12 protein-coding genes are annotated in these 15,719 nt (G+C 65.6%); 4 read left to right on the top strand and 8 right to left on the bottom strand.

Translation table 11 applies throughout. The features are described from left to right. Positions 1-94: 94 nt before the first annotated feature. The 3 genes from XF30_RS34975 to putA all read right to left on the bottom strand — a co-directional run bounded on the left by XF30_RS34975 (position 95) and on the right by putA (position 5,252). On the bottom strand, positions 95-742 hold the full coding sequence (locus tag XF30_RS34975; protein WP_109145232.1) for a glutathione S-transferase family protein: 648 nt from the start codon (positions 740-742) through the stop codon (positions 95-97). A 189-nt stretch (positions 743-931) separates the two neighbouring features. Beyond that, positions 932-2,137 carry a CaiB/BaiF CoA transferase family protein gene (locus XF30_RS34970; RefSeq protein ID WP_109145231.1) on the bottom strand — a complete coding sequence of 402 codons (1,206 nt, stop codon included), beginning with the start codon at positions 2,135-2,137 and terminating at the stop codon, positions 932-934. 115 nt (positions 2,138-2,252) lie between these two features. After that, a complete protein-coding gene (gene putA, locus XF30_RS34965) occupies positions 2,253-5,252 on the bottom strand; it encodes a bifunctional proline dehydrogenase/L-glutamate gamma-semialdehyde dehydrogenase PutA (RefSeq protein ID WP_109145230.1) in 3,000 nt (999 codons plus the stop codon). A gap of 114 nt (positions 5,253-5,366) precedes the next feature. On the opposite strand from putA, the gene XF30_RS34960 reads away from it, so the two are divergent. Beyond that, complete coding sequence (locus XF30_RS34960) at positions 5,367-5,828, top strand: Lrp/AsnC ligand binding domain-containing protein (RefSeq protein ID WP_036009699.1); 462 nt, start codon at positions 5,367-5,369, stop codon at positions 5,826-5,828. A 172-nt stretch (positions 5,829-6,000) separates the two neighbouring features. On the opposite strand, the gene XF30_RS34955 is transcribed toward XF30_RS34960, so the two are convergent. The 4 genes from XF30_RS34955 to XF30_RS34940 form a co-directional block, all read right to left on the bottom strand. Beyond that, on the bottom strand, positions 6,001-6,201 hold the full coding sequence (locus XF30_RS34955; RefSeq protein WP_008563500.1) for a cold-shock protein: 201 nt from the start codon (positions 6,199-6,201) through the stop codon (positions 6,001-6,003). Positions 6,202-6,409: 208 nt separating this feature from the next. After that, positions 6,410-6,718, bottom strand: coding sequence for a SorB family sulfite dehydrogenase c-type cytochrome subunit (sorB, locus tag XF30_RS34950; protein WP_036009702.1), 309 nt, complete (start codon positions 6,716-6,718; stop codon positions 6,410-6,412). Positions 6,719-6,730: 12 nt separating this feature from the next. Next, complete coding sequence (gene sorA / locus XF30_RS34945) at positions 6,731-7,930, bottom strand: SorA family sulfite dehydrogenase catalytic subunit (RefSeq protein ID WP_109145229.1); 1,200 nt, start codon at positions 7,928-7,930, stop codon at positions 6,731-6,733. A gap of 220 nt (positions 7,931-8,150) precedes the next feature. Further along, the gene (locus tag XF30_RS34940) at positions 8,151-9,878 is read right to left on the bottom strand and encodes an adenylate/guanylate cyclase domain-containing protein (RefSeq protein WP_109145228.1); all 1,728 of its coding nucleotides are present in this window, start codon (positions 9,876-9,878) and stop codon (positions 8,151-8,153) included. A gap of 192 nt (positions 9,879-10,070) precedes the next feature. Between XF30_RS34940 and XF30_RS34935 the strand changes: the two genes are divergently transcribed. Next, positions 10,071-11,633, top strand: a complete 1,563-nt coding sequence (locus XF30_RS34935; RefSeq protein WP_109145968.1) for a glycosyltransferase family 39 protein — start codon at positions 10,071-10,073, stop codon at positions 11,631-11,633. 8 nt (positions 11,634-11,641) lie between these two features. On the opposite strand, the gene XF30_RS34930 is transcribed toward XF30_RS34935, so the two are convergent. Further along, positions 11,642-12,769 carry a threonine synthase gene (locus tag XF30_RS34930; RefSeq protein ID WP_109145967.1) on the bottom strand — a complete coding sequence of 376 codons (1,128 nt, stop codon included), beginning with the start codon at positions 12,767-12,769 and terminating at the stop codon, positions 11,642-11,644. 348 nt (positions 12,770-13,117) lie between these two features. On the opposite strand from XF30_RS34930, the gene XF30_RS34925 reads away from it, so the two are divergent. Both XF30_RS34925 and XF30_RS34920 read left to right on the top strand, forming a co-directional pair. Then, positions 13,118-14,374 carry a GTP cyclohydrolase II gene (locus XF30_RS34925; RefSeq protein WP_036028644.1) on the top strand — a complete coding sequence of 419 codons (1,257 nt, stop codon included), beginning with the start codon at positions 13,118-13,120 and terminating at the stop codon, positions 14,372-14,374. A gap of 5 nt (positions 14,375-14,379) precedes the next feature. Continuing rightward, entirely contained in the window at positions 14,380-15,618 is a 1,239-nt protein-coding gene (locus tag XF30_RS34920; RefSeq protein ID WP_109145227.1) for a URC4/urg3 family protein, read from the top strand. Positions 15,619-15,719 lie beyond the last annotated feature (101 nt).

Raw genomic sequence — 15,719 nt, 5'->3', positions numbered from 1 at the left:
GGGGTACAGGTCCCTCGACGAACTCACATGTGGAAAGAAGCCCCTCACCCAACCCTCTCCCCGTAAGAACGGGGAGAGGGAGAAGAGAGAGTCCTCACGTCGCGTAGTTCGTCATCCGTTTTCCCGGCAGCAGCTCGTAGGCCTGCTTCCAGCCCGGCAGCGCGGCCATGCGGCCGAGCCAGGCATGGATGGCGGGATGGCTCGATGCGAAATCGAAGCCATGCTCGTCGCTGGGATAATGCAGATAGGCAATCATCGAGATGTCCGCGACCGTCGGCCTTGCGCCGATCGCGAATGCATTGTGCTGGAGATGGCCGTCGAGGATACCGAGAAAGTCTTCGAGCCGCCGGCGAAAATGCTTCAGCACCTGCGGATCGTTCTTCTCGGTGAAGGCGCGCATGAAGCGGTAGGTCGCCATGTAGCCGGTGAGCTTGTGGTTGTCCCAGAACAGCCAGCGCAGCAGCTCGAACTTCTCGTCCTCCGTCTCGGCGCCGAAACGGCCGTATTGCTCGGCCAGTTTCAGCAGCAGCGGCGCAGTCTGCGTCATCTTCACGCCGTCGATCTCGAGCACGGGAATCTCGCCCATCTCGTTGACGGCCTTGCGCCATTCCGCCGTGCGCGTGACGCCGCCGGCAAAATCGGTCCAGACCGGCTCAAACGTCTCGCCGCAGAGCGTCAGCATCAGCGCCAGCTTGTAGCTGTTGCCGGATTCGGGGAAGTAGTGCAGGCGGTAGCTAGGCATAGGACCTCGCGAGGCGTGTTGTTGCTGCGATTATAAGCGAGATCGCCCCACGCCGTCATTGCGAGCGCAGCGAAGCAATCCAGCAATGCGTCCGCGGAGACACTCTGGATTGCTTCGCGGAGCCTGTCATCGGGCCGCGCTCCGCGCGGACCCGTTGGCTCGCAATGACGAGGTTAGAGCGGCGCGCTCCTAACCGACCGCTCCCGACCCCCGCAGCGCCTTGATCGCCGCCTCGTCAAATCCCGCCCCGCGCAAAATCTCGTCACTGTGCTCGCCGACGGCTGGCGGCTTGCGCGGCTGCACCTTCTTGGCGCCGTCGATCCAGATCGGGCTGTTGATGGTCAGCATGGTGTCGTTCTCGAACGGCACCAGCACCTCGTTGTCGAGCATCTGCTTGTCGTTGGGGATGTCGTCCAGGATGGCGACGACGCCGAACACGAGGCCGTTACCGTCGAGGATTCTCCGCCATTCGGCGAGATCCCTGGTGGCGAAGGTCTCGTCCAAAATCCTGATCAGCTCGACCGAGCGGGCGTGACGGTCGGCCTTGGTGACGAAGCGAGGGTCGTTGATCAGATCCTCACGGCCCAGGCATTTGGCCAGCGTCGGAAACTGCTTCTCCTCATTCAGCAGCGACAGGATCAGCCAGCGGCCGTCCTTGCACTGGTAATGATTGGCCACCGCGTTAAGCGCGCGCTCGCGCGGGCGCCGCTCGCCGAACTTGGCGCCGCAGAGCTTGGCCTGCGCCAGCACGCTCGCGGCCCACACCCCGTTCGCCATCAGGTTGGAAGCGACGTGCGAGCCCTTGCCGGTCTTCTCGCGCTGATACAGTGCGGTGACGATCGCGCCGTAGAACGCCATGGCGCAGGGATGGTCGCCCATGCCCGCGACCGAGCGCGCCGGCGTGGTGTCGGTGTCGGCGCGGACGAGATCCATCAGGCCGGACCGCGCCCAATAGGCGTTGCTGTCGAAGCCGGGTTTGTTGGCTTCCTCGCCCTTCTCGCCATAGCCGGTGAAGGAGGCGTAGATCAGCCGGTCGTTGAGATGGGCGAGATGATCATAGGTGATGCCGAGCTTGGCGCGCACCGGCGGCGGCATGTTGGTGATGAAGACGTCGGCCTCCGCCACGAGCTTGTAGAGCACGGCTTGCGCCTCCGGCTTCGACAAGTCGAGCGCGATGCTCTTCTTGTTGCGCGCCTCCAGCAGCCAGGCGAAATTGTGCTCGCCTGAGGGATAGCCCGGCAGGTTCGGCAGGTTGCGATAGGGGTCGCCAGTGCCGGGCGGCTCGATCTTGATAACGTCTGCGCCGAAATCCGACAGCACGGTCGCGGCCGCGGGCGCTGCGATGAAGCTCGCGCAGTCCAGAACCTTCAGGCCTGCAAAAATGCCCTTCTCCATCGCGGCGTCGCTCCCTCGCTTCAATCGTTTCCCGCGCGCTGGAATTGGCGCGGGCGCGTGATGAGAGCATTAGACCGATGTTTTGCCGGGATGCAACGGCGCGTGGCGCAGGGCCTCACTCCTCCCCCGCAAGCAATGCGGCATTGCCGCCGGCCGCAGCCGTGTTGATCGTCACCGTCTGCTCGGTGGCAAAGCGCGCGAGGTAATGCGGGCCGCCGGCCTTGGGGCCGGTTCCGGACAGGCCGCTGCCCCCGAACGGCTGCACGCCGACCACGGCGCCGATCATGTTGCGGTTGACGTAGATGTTGCCGACCTGGACGCGGTCGACGATGGCCTCGATGGTGTCGTCGATGCGCGAATGGATGCCGAGGGTGAGCCCGTAGCCGGTGCGCGCAATCGATTGCAATACACGTTCGAGGTTCTCCGCGCGATAGCGCACGACATGCAGGATCGGGCCGAACACCTCTTCGGTGAGCTGACCGGCCTCCTTGATCTCGAAGATATGCGGCGCGACGAAGCAGCCATCCGGCGCGGTGCCCGCAAAATGCAGCCGCGCCTCGCGCTTCATCCGCGCGATATGCGCATCGAGGCGCTGCTTGGCCTCCTCATCGATCACCGGACCGACATGGGTCGCGACATCCGCGGGATCGCCGATCTTCAGTTCGCGCGCGGCGCCCGCGATCATCTCGACCATGCGGTCGGCGACATCCTCCTGCGCGAACAGGAGCCGCAAGGCCGAGCAGCGCTGGCCTGCGGAGCGGAACGCAGAGGTCACGACGTCGTCGGCGACCTGCTCGGGCAGTGCGGTCGCATCCGCGATCATGGCATTGATGCCGCCGGTCTCCGCGATCAGCGGCACGATCGGCCCGTCCTTGGCCGCCAGCGTCCGGTTGATCTGGCGCGCGACCTCGGTCGAGCCGGTGAAGACTACTCCGGCGACATCAGGATGCGCGGTGAGGACGCCGCCGATGCGGCCGTCGCCGGTGACGAGATGCAGCGCGCTTCTGGGGATGCCGGCCTCGTGCAGCAGGGCAACGGCCTCGCGCGCGATGCGCGGCGTCTGCTCGGCGGGTTTCGCCACCACGCTGTTGCCGGCCATCAGCGCCGCGGTCACCTGGCCAAGGAAGATTGCGAGCGGAAAATTCCACGGCGAGATCGCGACGAACACGCCGCGGCCGCGCAGGCTAAGCACATTGCTCTCGCCGGTCGGGCCGGGCATGGCGGCATCGTTTCCGAACAGCTTGCGGCCCTGCGCGGCATAGTAGCGGCAGAAGTCGGCGGCTTCGCGCAGCTCGGACAGAGCGTCGTCGAGCGTCTTGCCGCCCTCGGCTTGCAGCAGCGCGATGAAACGGGCGCCGCGGGTTTCCAGGAGATGCGCGGCCTGCTCCAGCGCCGCCGCGCGTGTGCCTGCAGGTGTCCGGCTCCAGGCAGTAAAGCCGGCGCGCGCAGTCGTCACCGCCGCGTTGGCCTGATCCCGTGTTGCGTCAGCGACAGGCTTGAGGTCGGCCGCCGCGGCCTTCACGTCCGTCAGCAGCTGGTCGAGGGCGGCACGCTCACCGAATTCGACGCCGCGCGAATTGCGCCGCTCCGGCGCGAACAGATCTGCCGGCAACGGAATCTTGGCATGAGGTGCCTGCAATGCCTGGCCGATGGCATTCGCCGGGCGCTGCAGCAGCGCCGAAACCGGCACGCGATAATCGGCCGCCTGCGCCACGAAGGACGAGTTGGCGCCGTTCTCCAACAGGCGCCGCACCAGATAGGCGAGCAGGTCGCGATGGCTGCCGACCGGCGCATAGGTGCGATAGGCGATGTCAGGATGATCCTTTGCGAGTTGCTCGTAGAGCGCTTCGCCCATGCCATGCAGGCGCTGGAACTCGAAGCCGCCGCCATCTGCTGCGAGCTCCAGCACGGTCGCGACCGTCAGCGCGTTGTGGGTGGCGAATTGCGGGAAGATGCGCGGCCGCAAGGCGAGAAGCTTCGTCGCGCAGGCGACGAAGTTCAGATCGGTCATCGCCTTGCGCGTGAACACGGGATAGCCGTCGAGCCCGCGCTCCTGGGCGCGCTTGATCTCGGTGTCCCAATAGGCGCCCTTGACCAGGCGCACCATCAGCTTGCGGTCATGCGCGCGGGCGAGTTCATCGACATAGTCGATCACCGCGCTAGCACGCTTCTGATAGGCCTGGATCGCGAGGCCAAATCCGTCCCAGCCGGAAAGCGAGGGATCGGCGAGCGTCGCCGCGATCACGTCGAGCGACAGCTCCAGCCGGTCGGCTTCCTCGGCATCGACGGTGAAGTTGAGGTCATGCGTCTTGGCGCGCTGCGCAAGGTCCAGCAATAGCGGCACCAGCTCGGCCATCACGCGGCCGCGGCTGATCGCCTCGAAGCGCGGATGCAGGGCCGAGAGCTTGACCGAGATGCCGGGCCGGTCGGGCAGGGGATGGTTGCCCGAAGCCTTGCCGATCGTGTCAATCGCGCTGGCATAGGCGTCGAAATAGCGCTTGGCATCGGCGGCCGTGCGCGCGCCTTCGCCGAGCATGTCGAAGGAATAGCGCGGCTTCTGGCCCGAGCGCGGCCGAGCCCGCTCCAGCGCCTGCTCGATGGTCTCCCCTAACACGAAATGGTTGCCCATCAACCGCATCGCCTGGCGCGTCGCGGTGCGCACCGCCGGTGCGCCGAGCCGCTTCACCAGCCGGCCGATAGTGCCGTCGGGCGTCTCGCCCGGCTGGATCACCCGCGCCGACAGGCCGAGCGCCCAGGCCGAAGCGTTGACCAGGAACGCGGTGGACTTGGTCTCGTGATGGATGAAATCGCCCTCGCCGAGCTTGTCCTCGATGAACTGGTCGGCCGTGCGCGCATCGGGCACGCGCAGCAGCGCCTCAGCCAGCACCATCAGCGCCAGCCCCTCCTTGGTCGAGAGCGCGAACTCCCGCAGCATGTCCTCGACCCCGCCGAGCCGGTCGTCGCGCTTGCGGATCGCCTCGATCAGCCGCGTCGCGGTGCGGTCGATCCGGCCCTCCTGGGACGGGGCGAGATGCGAGGCCGGCAGAAGTTTTGCGGCGATCTCGGAATCATCGGGAGCGTAAGGCGCGGAGAAGGGGGGCGGGATGTTCGGCATGGCGTGTCCTGTGGCTGAAATCCAGGATAAGGCCCGCGTAACCGTAGTTCGATAGACAATTTAGCCAGTTTGCCTTAGCAAATGAAGAGGATTGCCCATTTGGCCAGATAAGATATGGAACTCGATCGAACAGACCGGAAAATCCTCTCGATCCTGCAGGAGGATGGGCGCATCGCCAATGTCGAGCTCGCCGAGCGCATCGGGCTGTCGCCGACCTCGATCGGCGAGCGGTTGAAGCGCCTGCAGCGCGAGGGCTTTGTCGAAGGCTATGGCGCGCGGCTCAACCCGCACCGGCTCGGCCTTGGGCTCCTGGTGTTCGTCGAGGTGCTGCTCGACAAGACCACGCCCGACAATTTCGAGCGGTTCGCCCGAGCCGTGAGGCTCGCCCCTGAAGTGCTGGAGTGTCACATGGTTGCCGGCGGCTTCGACTATCTTGTGAAGGCGCGGCTTGCAGACATGACCGCCTATCGACGCTTTCTCGGCGAGACCCTGCTGTCGATGCCGGGCGTGCGCGAGACGCGAACTTATGCGGTGATGGAGGAGATCAAGCGCGACGCACCGCTGCCGGTGGGTTAGCGAAGTGCAGTCGCGATTGTCATTGCTGTGGTTCGATGAGCGGTCTTCACAAGGAAAAAATAGCTATCCTTGTGCAATCGCAACGCCTGTCGTCGAATGCACCGGCCGTCTTCTTAAATTTTCTTGGCCCGCTCCCGGACAAATCCGGGAGGCAGCAAAGGCTGGCGCGGGCTTATACTTTGAGGTTTTCCGCGGAGGTCTTGCCCCGGTTTGCGATCTCTTCGTATTCCACCGTCTGTCCCTCGTTGAGGGTCGACAGACCGGCCTTCTGCACTGCCGAGATATGCACGAACACATCCTTGCCACCCGACGCAGGCTGGATAAATCCATAACCCTTCGTCGGGTTGAACCACTTGACCGTACCTTTAGCCATCACGACTTCTCCGCGGGTCTTCCTCCGAGATCTCGAACCGCCAGTCCCCGCCAACCGGCCGGTTCGGTCCTAACAGGATACGCGGAATGTGGCAGGCTTGGTAGCTCAAACCACATCGCCATTTCGCCGAATTCCGCTCAACTTCGCGGCGTTTTTGCCGGTTTTGCCCGTTTCGCGGTCAAATGGCAGGAGCGCGTGATGCCATCCCTCAGTAGGTCGCGGTCAGATAATCGACGATCTTGCCGACATCGGCATCGTCGATCGGTGCGCCATAGACCTTGATCATCTTGGTCACCTCGGCCTGCCAGAACGCCCTCTTGTCCTTCATCGGCGGCTGCGTGGCGACGTAGTCGGACGAATGGCAGGCGCTGCAATTGCCCTGCACGACCTCGAGATTGGGACCGGGCTTGAAGGCGGCGACTTCGTCCGGGGTCTTGTAATTGACGGGCGCTGCAAGTGACGAGCCCATCAATGCGGCGACGGCGAGCGTGATGGCGAGGAGAACGATGCGCTGCATGATCAGTCTCCTTCAGGCCACGCTGACGCGAACGGTTTCGACGACGTTGCGCAAGTAACCCGCCGGGTTCCAGCGCGGCATGTCCGGCTGGGTCTCGCCGCCATTGCCGGTGGCGCGGACCTTGAGCTCGTGGCTGCCGGCCGCGAGCTTCACCGGCAGCTTCCATTCGCGGAAGGCGTACCTGCCGAGGTCCTTGCCGAGCTTGGCGCCGACCCAGGTCTTGCCGCCGTCGGTGGAGACCTCGACCTGCTTGATGCCCTTGCCGCCATCGAACGCGATGCCGCGCAGGGTCACGGCTCCCGCCTTCAGCTTGGCGCCATCGGGGACGCTGGTGATGAAGGAGCGGATGGTGAAGCGGTTGATCGGGATCGTCGCCTTTGGCGCGGTGCCCGGCTCGACCGCATTGTTCGGCGTGTCGGGGATGCGGTAGGCCGACTTCATCCAGAAGCCGTCATAGACGTTGTCGATGACGGTGATCTCGTTGAGGTGCTTGACCCAGTAGGTGCCGAAATAGCCGGGCACGATCAGGCGCAGCGGAAAGCCGTTGAGGAACGGCAGGTCCTCGCCGTTCATGCCATAGGCCAGCATCACCTCGCCGTCAGTGGCGTGATCGATGTCGAGTGCCTTGATGAAATCCGGCGTCTTGTCGTTGACCGGTCCGTCCCTGCCGTTGAAGGTGACCTGCCTGGCGCCGCTGTGCACGCCGGCCATCTCCAGCACGTTCTTCAGCGGCACGCCGCGCCAGCGCGCGCAACCCATCGCGCCGTTGGCGAGCTGACCGCCGGCGACGCGCGGCTCGAAGAAGCCGCGGCTGTTGCCGGAGCACTGGTTGACGGCGACGATCTCCGTCGCCTTCATCTTGCGGATGTCCTTCAGCGACAATTTCAGCGGCTTGTCGACCTTGCCCTTGACCTCCAGCGTGAACTTGTCGGGGTTGAGATCGTAGGGCAGGTCGGAGAGGTGGTAGCGCACGAAGAACGCGTTGTTCGGCGTGATTGGGCCCTCGTTGAACACCGCAAACGGGGTCTCGAGCTGCGGCGGCCGGCTGGTCAGGCCGATCATCGGCCGCTTCTGCGGATATTTCACCAGCGGCCGTTCGCCATTGGCGAAGGGCAGGGTCACCGTGTCGAGGGCCAGCGCCTTGGTGGAATTCAGTGTGGCCGCCATGGCGGCAAGGCCTGCTCCCTTGAGCAGGTCGCGTCGATCGAACATTCTTTCTCCTCCCGGAGCTTCTCGTTGGATCGGCGGTCATCAGCACGATCCTGCGCTCATCTGTCGCAACCATTTGCGTGAAGTCAATTCGCGCTTTCGCAGCAAGCCCATGCCGCTGCGTTGCAGCAGGCCGGTGTTGTGCTCGTAACGAGATTGACGAGCAGTAGGCCGCGACGACGGTGCGCTCCCTCGCCCCGTTCTTACGGGGAGAGGTAAAGAATCACGCCGCCACGCGCTTGCTGCGATCGACCAGCGCCGCCAGCTCCCTCGCATTCGCCACCACGCGCACTGCGAGCGGCTGGTCGCGGCCGCGGATGGCGACCTCCTGCTGCGGCAGTGCGTCGTCGGCAATATCAGCGGTACGGCGCACTTCGTCCGAGACGATCGCCTCGCAGGCCAGCGTCTTGGTCATGTCCTGGAGGCGGGCGGCGACGTTGACGGCATCGCCGAGCGCGGTGAAGACGATGTGATCGCGATAGCCGATGTCGCCGATGATGACCTCGCCGCCGTGGATGCCGATGCCGAAGCGGATCGGCTGGCGCAGATCGTGGCTCAGGAGATCGTTGAGCTCGTCGATATGCGCAGCGATTCCCGCGGCGGCCTTCATCGCCTGCCGGCAGGCGGTTTGCGGGTCGGCCGCGAGTCCGAACAGCGCCAGCATGCCGTCGCCGACGAACTGGTTCGGCTGGCCGCCGTTCTCGATCACCGCTTGCGACACCGCGCCGAGGAAGCGGTTGACGATGAAGACCGTGTCGAACGGCAGGCGCTTCTCGGCCAGCTGCGTCGAGCCGCGCATGTCCACGAACAGGCTGACGAGATAGCGCTCCTGGCCGATACTGGCCGATGTCGAGGCTCCGTCCGTTGCATGCGTGTGAGCTGCGAAGAGCTGGAAGAACGAGAGATCGGAGGTCGGACGCAGCTGACAGGCCAATCTGATCGAGGGATCGGCGGTGCCGACGCGGGTGAGCACGAAAGCCTCGCGCTGCGACGGAGTGGGCAGGGCATCATGATCGCCGATGATACGGATGCGGCAGGTCGAGCAGCGGGCGCGGCCGCCGCAGACGCTGGCGTGCGGCACGTTGTGGCGCAGGCTCGCCTCCAGCACCGACAGGCCCTTGGGGACCCGCACCGTCTTGCCGTTGCCGTAGGACAGCGCGATCATGCCGCCGCGCCGTTCGCGCAAAGCGCGCACGCCGCGCGCCGCCAGCACCAGTCCCAACAGACCGAAATAGCCCATGGTGAGACCGCCCGCGATGCGCTCGAGCGTGTTGCCTTCCGCAACCGTGCCGACCTTGCTGCGGGTGAGATGCTGCTTACGCCATTCGCCGTCGTCACTGTCGGCGGCGACGCTGCGGCCGCCCTGGTAGATGCCGAGCAGCGATAGCGTCGGGATCAGCACGGCGGCCGCGAGCAGATAGGGCGCCGCGCGTGTGAAGAACGGCTTCAGCCGAAGCCAGAAATAGACGCCGATGCAGCCGTGCACCCAGGCGATGAGAAGCAGGATCGTCATCTGCCAGAGCAGGCCCGGCGCCGCGACGAAGAACAAATAGAGCTCCTGCGGATACAGCTTCTCGTGTCCGTACAGCGTCTGCGCGAGCCGCACGCCGATGACATGGCCCATGACGAGGACGGGGATGCTCAAGCCGAGCACGAGCTGGAGCGGCTCGATCGTTCGCCAGCGGAACTGGCGGCGCTGATACAGCGCGTAGACGCCGAGGCCCATATGGGTGAGGGCGGCCGTGTAGAACACGATCGCGACCGGGAGGAACTGCCAGAACAGCGTGTGGTAGTAGACCCCGGTCTCCATGGCATCGACCGAGATGTTGCCGAGCGCGTGGTTGAGGAAATGACTGACCACAAAGGCGAACAGGATGATGCCGCAAACGAGTCGCACCTGCCGCACCCCGGCGGCGCGGACGACTGACATCTGTGTGGGAGCGGTGGCCATGATTCGGTTGTGTCAGGTCCTGGAGGAGACCAGCCAGCGTAACCTTTAATTTCCGATATGGACAGCCAGCAGGATCACAGGGACGACGGCCCCACATTGACTCCCCCTTCCAAGTCGGGGAAAAGCGCCGCCGTGACGATCGCTCCCGACATCTCTGCAAAGCCTGACGGCGCCGAACGGCGTCTGATCCTCATGGCCGCAGCGATCATCGCCGCGATGACGCTGCTCCGCATCGTCTATGCCTCGGCCATCGAGCTGCGCACCGACGAAGCCTATTACTGGACCTGGTCGAAGGAGGCTGCGCTCAGCTTCCTCGATCATCCGCCCGGCATCGCCTGGCTGATCCGCTTCGGAACCGCGATCTTCGGCGATACCAATCTCGGCGTCCGCTTCGGCGGCATCGTCGCCATGCTGGTGACGCAGCTATTGCTCGCCGACATCGTCCGCCGCCTCACCCATGATGCGCGCACGATCGTGTTCGCGGTGCTGATGCCGGAGGCCGCGCTTTATTACGGCCTGTTGATGGCAAAGGTCGCGCCCGACGTCGCCATGATCCCGTTCGCGGTCGCGATGATGTGGTCGCTGGTGCGGCTGGCGCAAAGCGGCGATGGCCGCTGGTGGTTGGCGGCCGGTCTGTTCGCGGGCCTCGCGATGCTGTCGAAATTCACCGTGGTCATGTTCGCGCCGGCGGTCGCCGCCTTTCTGCTGGTGCCGGATTGGCGCTGGCGCTGGCTGCGCAGTCCTTACCCCTATCTCGCCGTGCTGGTCGCGCTAGCGGTGTTCTCGCCGGTGCTGATCTGGAACGCGCAGCACGACTGGGCCTCGTTCCGTTTCCAGGGCGTGCGCGCCACCGCCAATTACGGCATCTCGCTGCGTACGATCGGCGATTACATCGGCCTGCAATTCGGTCTGGTCGGTTTCGTCTTGCTGCCGGTGGTGCTGATGGGCCTGGTGCTGACGGCGTGGCGCGGCTATCGCACGCGCGAGCCGGTCGCGATCCTTTTGTCGAGCGCGGTGCTGGTGCCGTTCGTCTACTTCTTCTTCAAGTCGCTGACGCTTCGCGTCGGCGACACCTGGCCGATGTTCATGTGGCCGGTCGGTTTTGCCGCCACCGCGGTCAACCTCGTCACGATGAGGAAAGAGGGATGGTCCGCCCGAATGCTGAGGTCCTCGCTGTTCTGGGCCAGGACAGCGATCGTCTTAGGCATTCCCTTCGTCATCATCGTGTTCCTCTACTACGTTGCCGCGCCCTGGAATCTGCTCGGCAAGATCGACCCGATCGGCGCCGAGGCCGGCTACGAGCAGGTCGTCGCGCAGGCCCAAGCCGCCCTCGATGCAACAGGCGCGACCTGGATCGCAACCACGGACTACCGCACCTACGCCATGATGCGCTGGCTGTTCCGGGGCCGCGTGCCCGTGATCGAGATCAACGAGCGCGGCCGCTTCCAGGACTTCCGCGATCCCGGCATGGACAGGATCAAGGGCCATGCCGGCATCTATGTCGGGCGCGAGCCGGACAACCGCGCATCACTGTGGGAGCACATTCCGGCGCAGCGCGAGCAACTCGCCACGGTCGAACGCCGCTGGCGCGGCGTCGTGACGGACACCTATGTGATCGAAAAGCTCACCGGCTGGACCCCGCAGCTCTCGCCGCCAAAGGATTCGCCGCTGTTCCAGTGGAAGGTGCTGGCGGACGCCGGCGGGCGCTCGCGTTCTCTCTCCAAGCCTCTCCAGGAGCCTGGAGCGGGAGGGTAAGCGCGAGCCTACTGCACGAGGTCGGCGACGGTGGTTGCGGCCTTGAGGCCGGTGCCGGTGAGAACGGCGACCGTTGTCTCGTTCGCATTGATGGCGCCGGTTGCGGCGAGCTTGTCGAGCGCCGCAGCCGCGCTGGCGCTGGTCGGCTCGGCAAACAGGCCCTGGCGCGCGAGGCGGCGCAGGGCGGCGACGATCTCGTTCTCGGTGAGCGCGATGGTGGCGCCGCCGCTCTCGCGCAGGGCGGCGATGATCTCACGCAGGCGGAGGGGAGTCTTGATCGCGGTGCCCTCGGCAACGGTCTTGCTCACCCCGCGCGCGACGGGCGTATCGACACCGGCCTTGAAGCTTGCATCGATCGGCGAGCAATTGAGCGGCTGCGCCGCGAACAGGCGCGGCAGTTTCGAGATCTGCCCGGCCTTCAACAGCTCGCGGAAGCCGAAGGCGCAACCCAGCAGACTGCTGCCGGCGCCGACGGGAATGATGACATTGTCAGGCGCGCGGAATCCCAGATCTTCCCAGATCTCGTAGGCCAGCGACTTGGTGCCTTCGAGGAAGAACGGCTGCCAATTGTGGCTGGCGTAGAAGGTCTGGTTCGACTGGCGGATGGCCTCGGCTTCGGATTCCTCGCGCGGGCCCTCCACGAGCTGCACGGTCGCGCCGTAGGCGCGCACCTGCGCGATCTTGGCCGGCGACGTCGAGGCCGGCGCCAGAATCTTGACGCGCATGCCGCCGGCCGCACCCAGCCCCGCCATGGATGAGCCGCCGTTGCCGGAGGAATCCTCCAGAATGGCGTCGACACCGATCTGTCGCAGGAACGACAGCATCACCGCCGAGCCGCGGTCCTTGAAGCTGCCTGTCGGGTTGAACCATTCGAGCTTGAACAGCGGGCGCAGCGCGCCCCAGTCCTGCTGGACCAGCGGCGTGCAGCCCTCGCCGAGCGTAATCGGGTTCTCGATCTCGACCGGCAGCGCCGCCCGGTAGCGCCACAGCGACCGCGTCCGGCCATCGATGTCCTCGCGTGAGATGCCCGCCCCCGGCGTCACCAGCAGCGGCGTGCGCTCGTCCGAGCACCAGCGCGGCTGGTCCAAGGGATAGAGCTTTCCGTTGCGGGGATCGATGTAGCTGGCGGCAGGCATAGCAGTCTCCAAGGCAGGGCAGCGCGGTGCGCCGAACTTGAAGCCCACCGCACGAAACGAAGCGACACCTTGAAAACACGAAAAATGGAACTATTTCAATTCCTTAAACTGGCCTCGCAAGCCGAGCGGCAAGCGCGATGGGCGCGCTGGCATCGGATGCGACGGCCTGACGGCCCTCTCGATGACGGGAATTTGGCCCCGAACGGCCCCTGCGCCCGGCCACGATTAACTTGTCTGTCGTCGCCGGTCGCTACAATATGTTGGATTGAACTTGCGCCGCCGGTTCGGCGTCGCAAGTGAGCCAGGCCCGTCCGAGCGGCGGGCCGTTGGCTTTTTGGGAGCCTGGACATGAGCCGTGCCAACCGTACCGACCACATCCGCCTGACCTCCCATCCGGAGCCGGGCAGGAAGGCCGCCTTTCCCATCCATTGGGGCGCCGCTGATGCGCGCGCGCGCGGGCCGATCATCGGTACGGTGTCGCGCGCCGGGGATCGCAACGTGATCGGCAGCCATGGCGGGTCCTACGCGATGTACCGCGCGCTCGCGGTCTCCGCCGGGGCGCTGGACCCGATCAGGCGTCCTGACCTCACCAATACCTTTCCGGCCGCCACCATCGGTCCGTTCGAGCAATGGACCGATCCCACAAAAATCGTCGCGCTCGATCCCTGGGGGCATCTGGTCGCCGAGAATTTTCGCCAGGAGATCGCCGAGGGCGCGGACATCCGCCCGAGCATCGCGGTGACGCGGGCGCGGCTCGACCTGCCGGAGATTCGCGATGCGCTCGCCGCAAAGCGGCTGCGCGCCGATGGCGAGGTCGTGCACGCCAGTGGCAGCGTATCGGTGGTGAAGATCGCGATCGATCCGGTGTGGTACCTGCCGGGCCTTGCGGCGCGCTTCGGCACCGGCGAGACCGAGCTGCGGCGCACGCTGTTCGAGCAGACCGCCGGCATGTTCCCGGAGCTGGTGACGCGCCCGGACATGAAGGTGTTCCTGCCGCCGATCGGCGGCACCACAGTCTACCTGTTCGGCGACGTGACGAAACTGCCGGACCATCGCACCAGGATCACCTGCCGCGTGCATGACGAGTGCAACGGATCCGATGTGTTCGGCTCCGACATCTGCACCTGCCGGCCCTATCTGATCCACGGCATCGAGGAATCCGCGCGCGGCGCGCAGGAGGGCGGGCTCGGGCTCGTCGTCTACAACCGCAAAGAAGGCCGCGCGCTCGGCGAGGTCACCAAATTCCTGGTCTACAATGCGCGCAAGCGGCAGGAGGACGGCGATGCGGCCGCCGCTTATTTCGAGCGCACCGAATGTGTGGCTGGCGTCCAGGACGCGCGCTTCCAGCAATTGATGCCGGATACGATCCATTGGCTCGGCCTCAAGCGCATCGACCGCTTCCTGTCGATGAGCGACATGAAATACGACGCGTTGACCTCGCAAGGCATCGACATCGTCGAGCGTGTGCCGATCCCGCTGGAGCTGATTCCCGCCGACGCCCATGTCGAGATCGCCGCCAAGAAGGCCGCGGGCTACTACTCGACCGACATCGCACCGGAAAAGGACGTGAACGGCGTGGTCGGGCGTTCGCTGGAAAAATACTGATCGCGATGGCGGACGCTTTGGAATCGCAGGCACGCGCGCTGCTCACCGCAAAGGCGGTGCGCGCGCGCGCCGGGCAGATGCTCGAGCTCGGCCTTGCCGGCGGGCTCACCCATTTCACGGTCGATCTCGACCGCATCGATGGCGTTGCCGATGCCGTGCTCGCGGTGACCCGTAAAGCCTATCCGACACTCGACATTCCCTTTCATGCGCGCTGGCGGCACTTCGTGCTCGGCGGCATCGACCGCTGGGCCCGGCTTGCCGATGCTGCGTCCTGGCCGGATCGCGCGGCGCAAGCGCGCGCCGAGTTCGACCTCGCCATCGTCAGCGTGCTGCTCGATGCCGGCGCCGGCGCAGCTTGGCGCTATCGCGACAGCGTGACGGGAGCAGACGTAGGGCGATCGGAAGGGCTCGCGATCGCGAGCCTCGACATGTTCGCGAGCGGGCTGTTTTCGCGCGATGCGCGTGCGCCGTTCAGGGCCGATGCGGAGGTGCTTGAAAGACTGCCTCTTGGCTCACTCACCTCCGCCTTTCAGGTGACCGAGGCCAATCCGCTGCTCGGCCTGGAGGGACGCACCGACCTGCTGCGGCGTCTGGGCAGGCAGGTCTCGGAGCGTGCGGACGTGTTCGGCTTGCACGATACGCCGCGGCCGGGCGGGCTGTTCGATCATATCGCAGCGCATGCGATCGGCGGCGCCGTCGCTGCGCCCGCGATCCTGTCCGCGGTGCTGAACCGGCTCGGGCCGATCTGGCCGTCGCGACTTGAGCTTGCGGGCGTGCCGCTCGGCGATTGCTGGCGACATCCGGCGATCAAGGCGGACGACGGCACGGCAGGCCTCGTGCCGCTGCACAAGCTGTCGCAATGGCTGAGCTATTCGCTGATCGAGCCGCTGCAGCGCGCCGGCTTTGAGGTGACCGACATCGATGGCCTGACCGGGCTCGCCGAATACCGCAACGGCGGTCTGTTCGTCGATCATGACGTGCTGCGCCTGCGCGATGCCGCCGATGCCGCGCGTGCGCATGAAGTGGATTCGCTGCTCGTCGTGGAGTGGCGCGCGCTGACAATTGCATTGCTCGACAGGTTGGCGGAGCGCATTCGCGCCAAGCTCGGCCGCACCCCTCGGACCTTGCCGCTTGCGAGCATCCTCGAAGGCGGCACGTGGGCGGCGGGCCGCGCCATCGCATTTGCACGCCGTCCCGATGGATCGCCGCCGCTCAAGGTGATCAGCGACGGCACGGTGTTTTAAACCCTCTCCCCTTGTGGGAGAGGGTGGCTTCGCGAAGCGAAGCCGGGTGAGGGGTTGTCGCCGCGGGCACATCTCTCAGTTGGAGTTCGCGGAGAGATACC

It is taken from the genome of Bradyrhizobium sp. SUTN9-2, from assembly GCF_003122645.1.
Taxonomy (GTDB): domain Bacteria; phylum Pseudomonadota; class Alphaproteobacteria; order Rhizobiales; family Xanthobacteraceae; genus Bradyrhizobium; species Bradyrhizobium yuanmingense.
The sequence above is the reverse complement of the archived record's forward strand: the minus strand, read 5'-3'. Positions and strand labels throughout refer to the sequence as shown.

Coding starts and splice junctions, on each gene's coding strand:
- XF30_RS34975 (WP_109145232.1), bottom strand. CDS start 742: ATGCCTAGCTACCGCCTGCACTACTTCCCCGAATCCGGCAACAGCTAC.
- XF30_RS34930 (WP_109145967.1), bottom strand. CDS start 12,769: ATGCCTGCCGCCAGCTACATCGATCCCCGCAACGGAAAGCTCTATCCC.
- sorB (WP_036009702.1), bottom strand. CDS start 6,718: ATGCAGCGCATCGTTCTCCTCGCCATCACGCTCGCCGTCGCCGCATTG.
- XF30_RS34960 (WP_036009699.1), top strand. CDS start 5,367: ATGGAACTCGATCGAACAGACCGGAAAATCCTCTCGATCCTGCAGGAG.
- XF30_RS34970 (WP_109145231.1), bottom strand. CDS start 2,137: ATGGAGAAGGGCATTTTTGCAGGCCTGAAGGTTCTGGACTGCGCGAGC.
- XF30_RS34935 (WP_109145968.1), top strand. CDS start 10,071: ATGGCCGCAGCGATCATCGCCGCGATGACGCTGCTCCGCATCGTCTAT.
- XF30_RS34940 (WP_109145228.1), bottom strand. CDS start 9,878: ATGGCCACCGCTCCCACACAGATGTCAGTCGTCCGCGCCGCCGGGGTG.
- sorA (WP_109145229.1), bottom strand. CDS start 7,930: ATGTTCGATCGACGCGACCTGCTCAAGGGAGCAGGCCTTGCCGCCATG.
- putA (WP_109145230.1), bottom strand. CDS start 5,252: ATGCCGAACATCCCGCCCCCCTTCTCCGCGCCTTACGCTCCCGATGAT.
- XF30_RS34920 (WP_109145227.1), top strand. CDS start 14,380: ATGGCGGACGCTTTGGAATCGCAGGCACGCGCGCTGCTCACCGCAAAG.
- XF30_RS34955 (WP_008563500.1), bottom strand. CDS start 6,201: ATGGCTAAAGGTACGGTCAAGTGGTTCAACCCGACGAAGGGTTATGGA.
- XF30_RS34925 (WP_036028644.1), top strand. CDS start 13,118: ATGAGCCGTGCCAACCGTACCGACCACATCCGCCTGACCTCCCATCCG.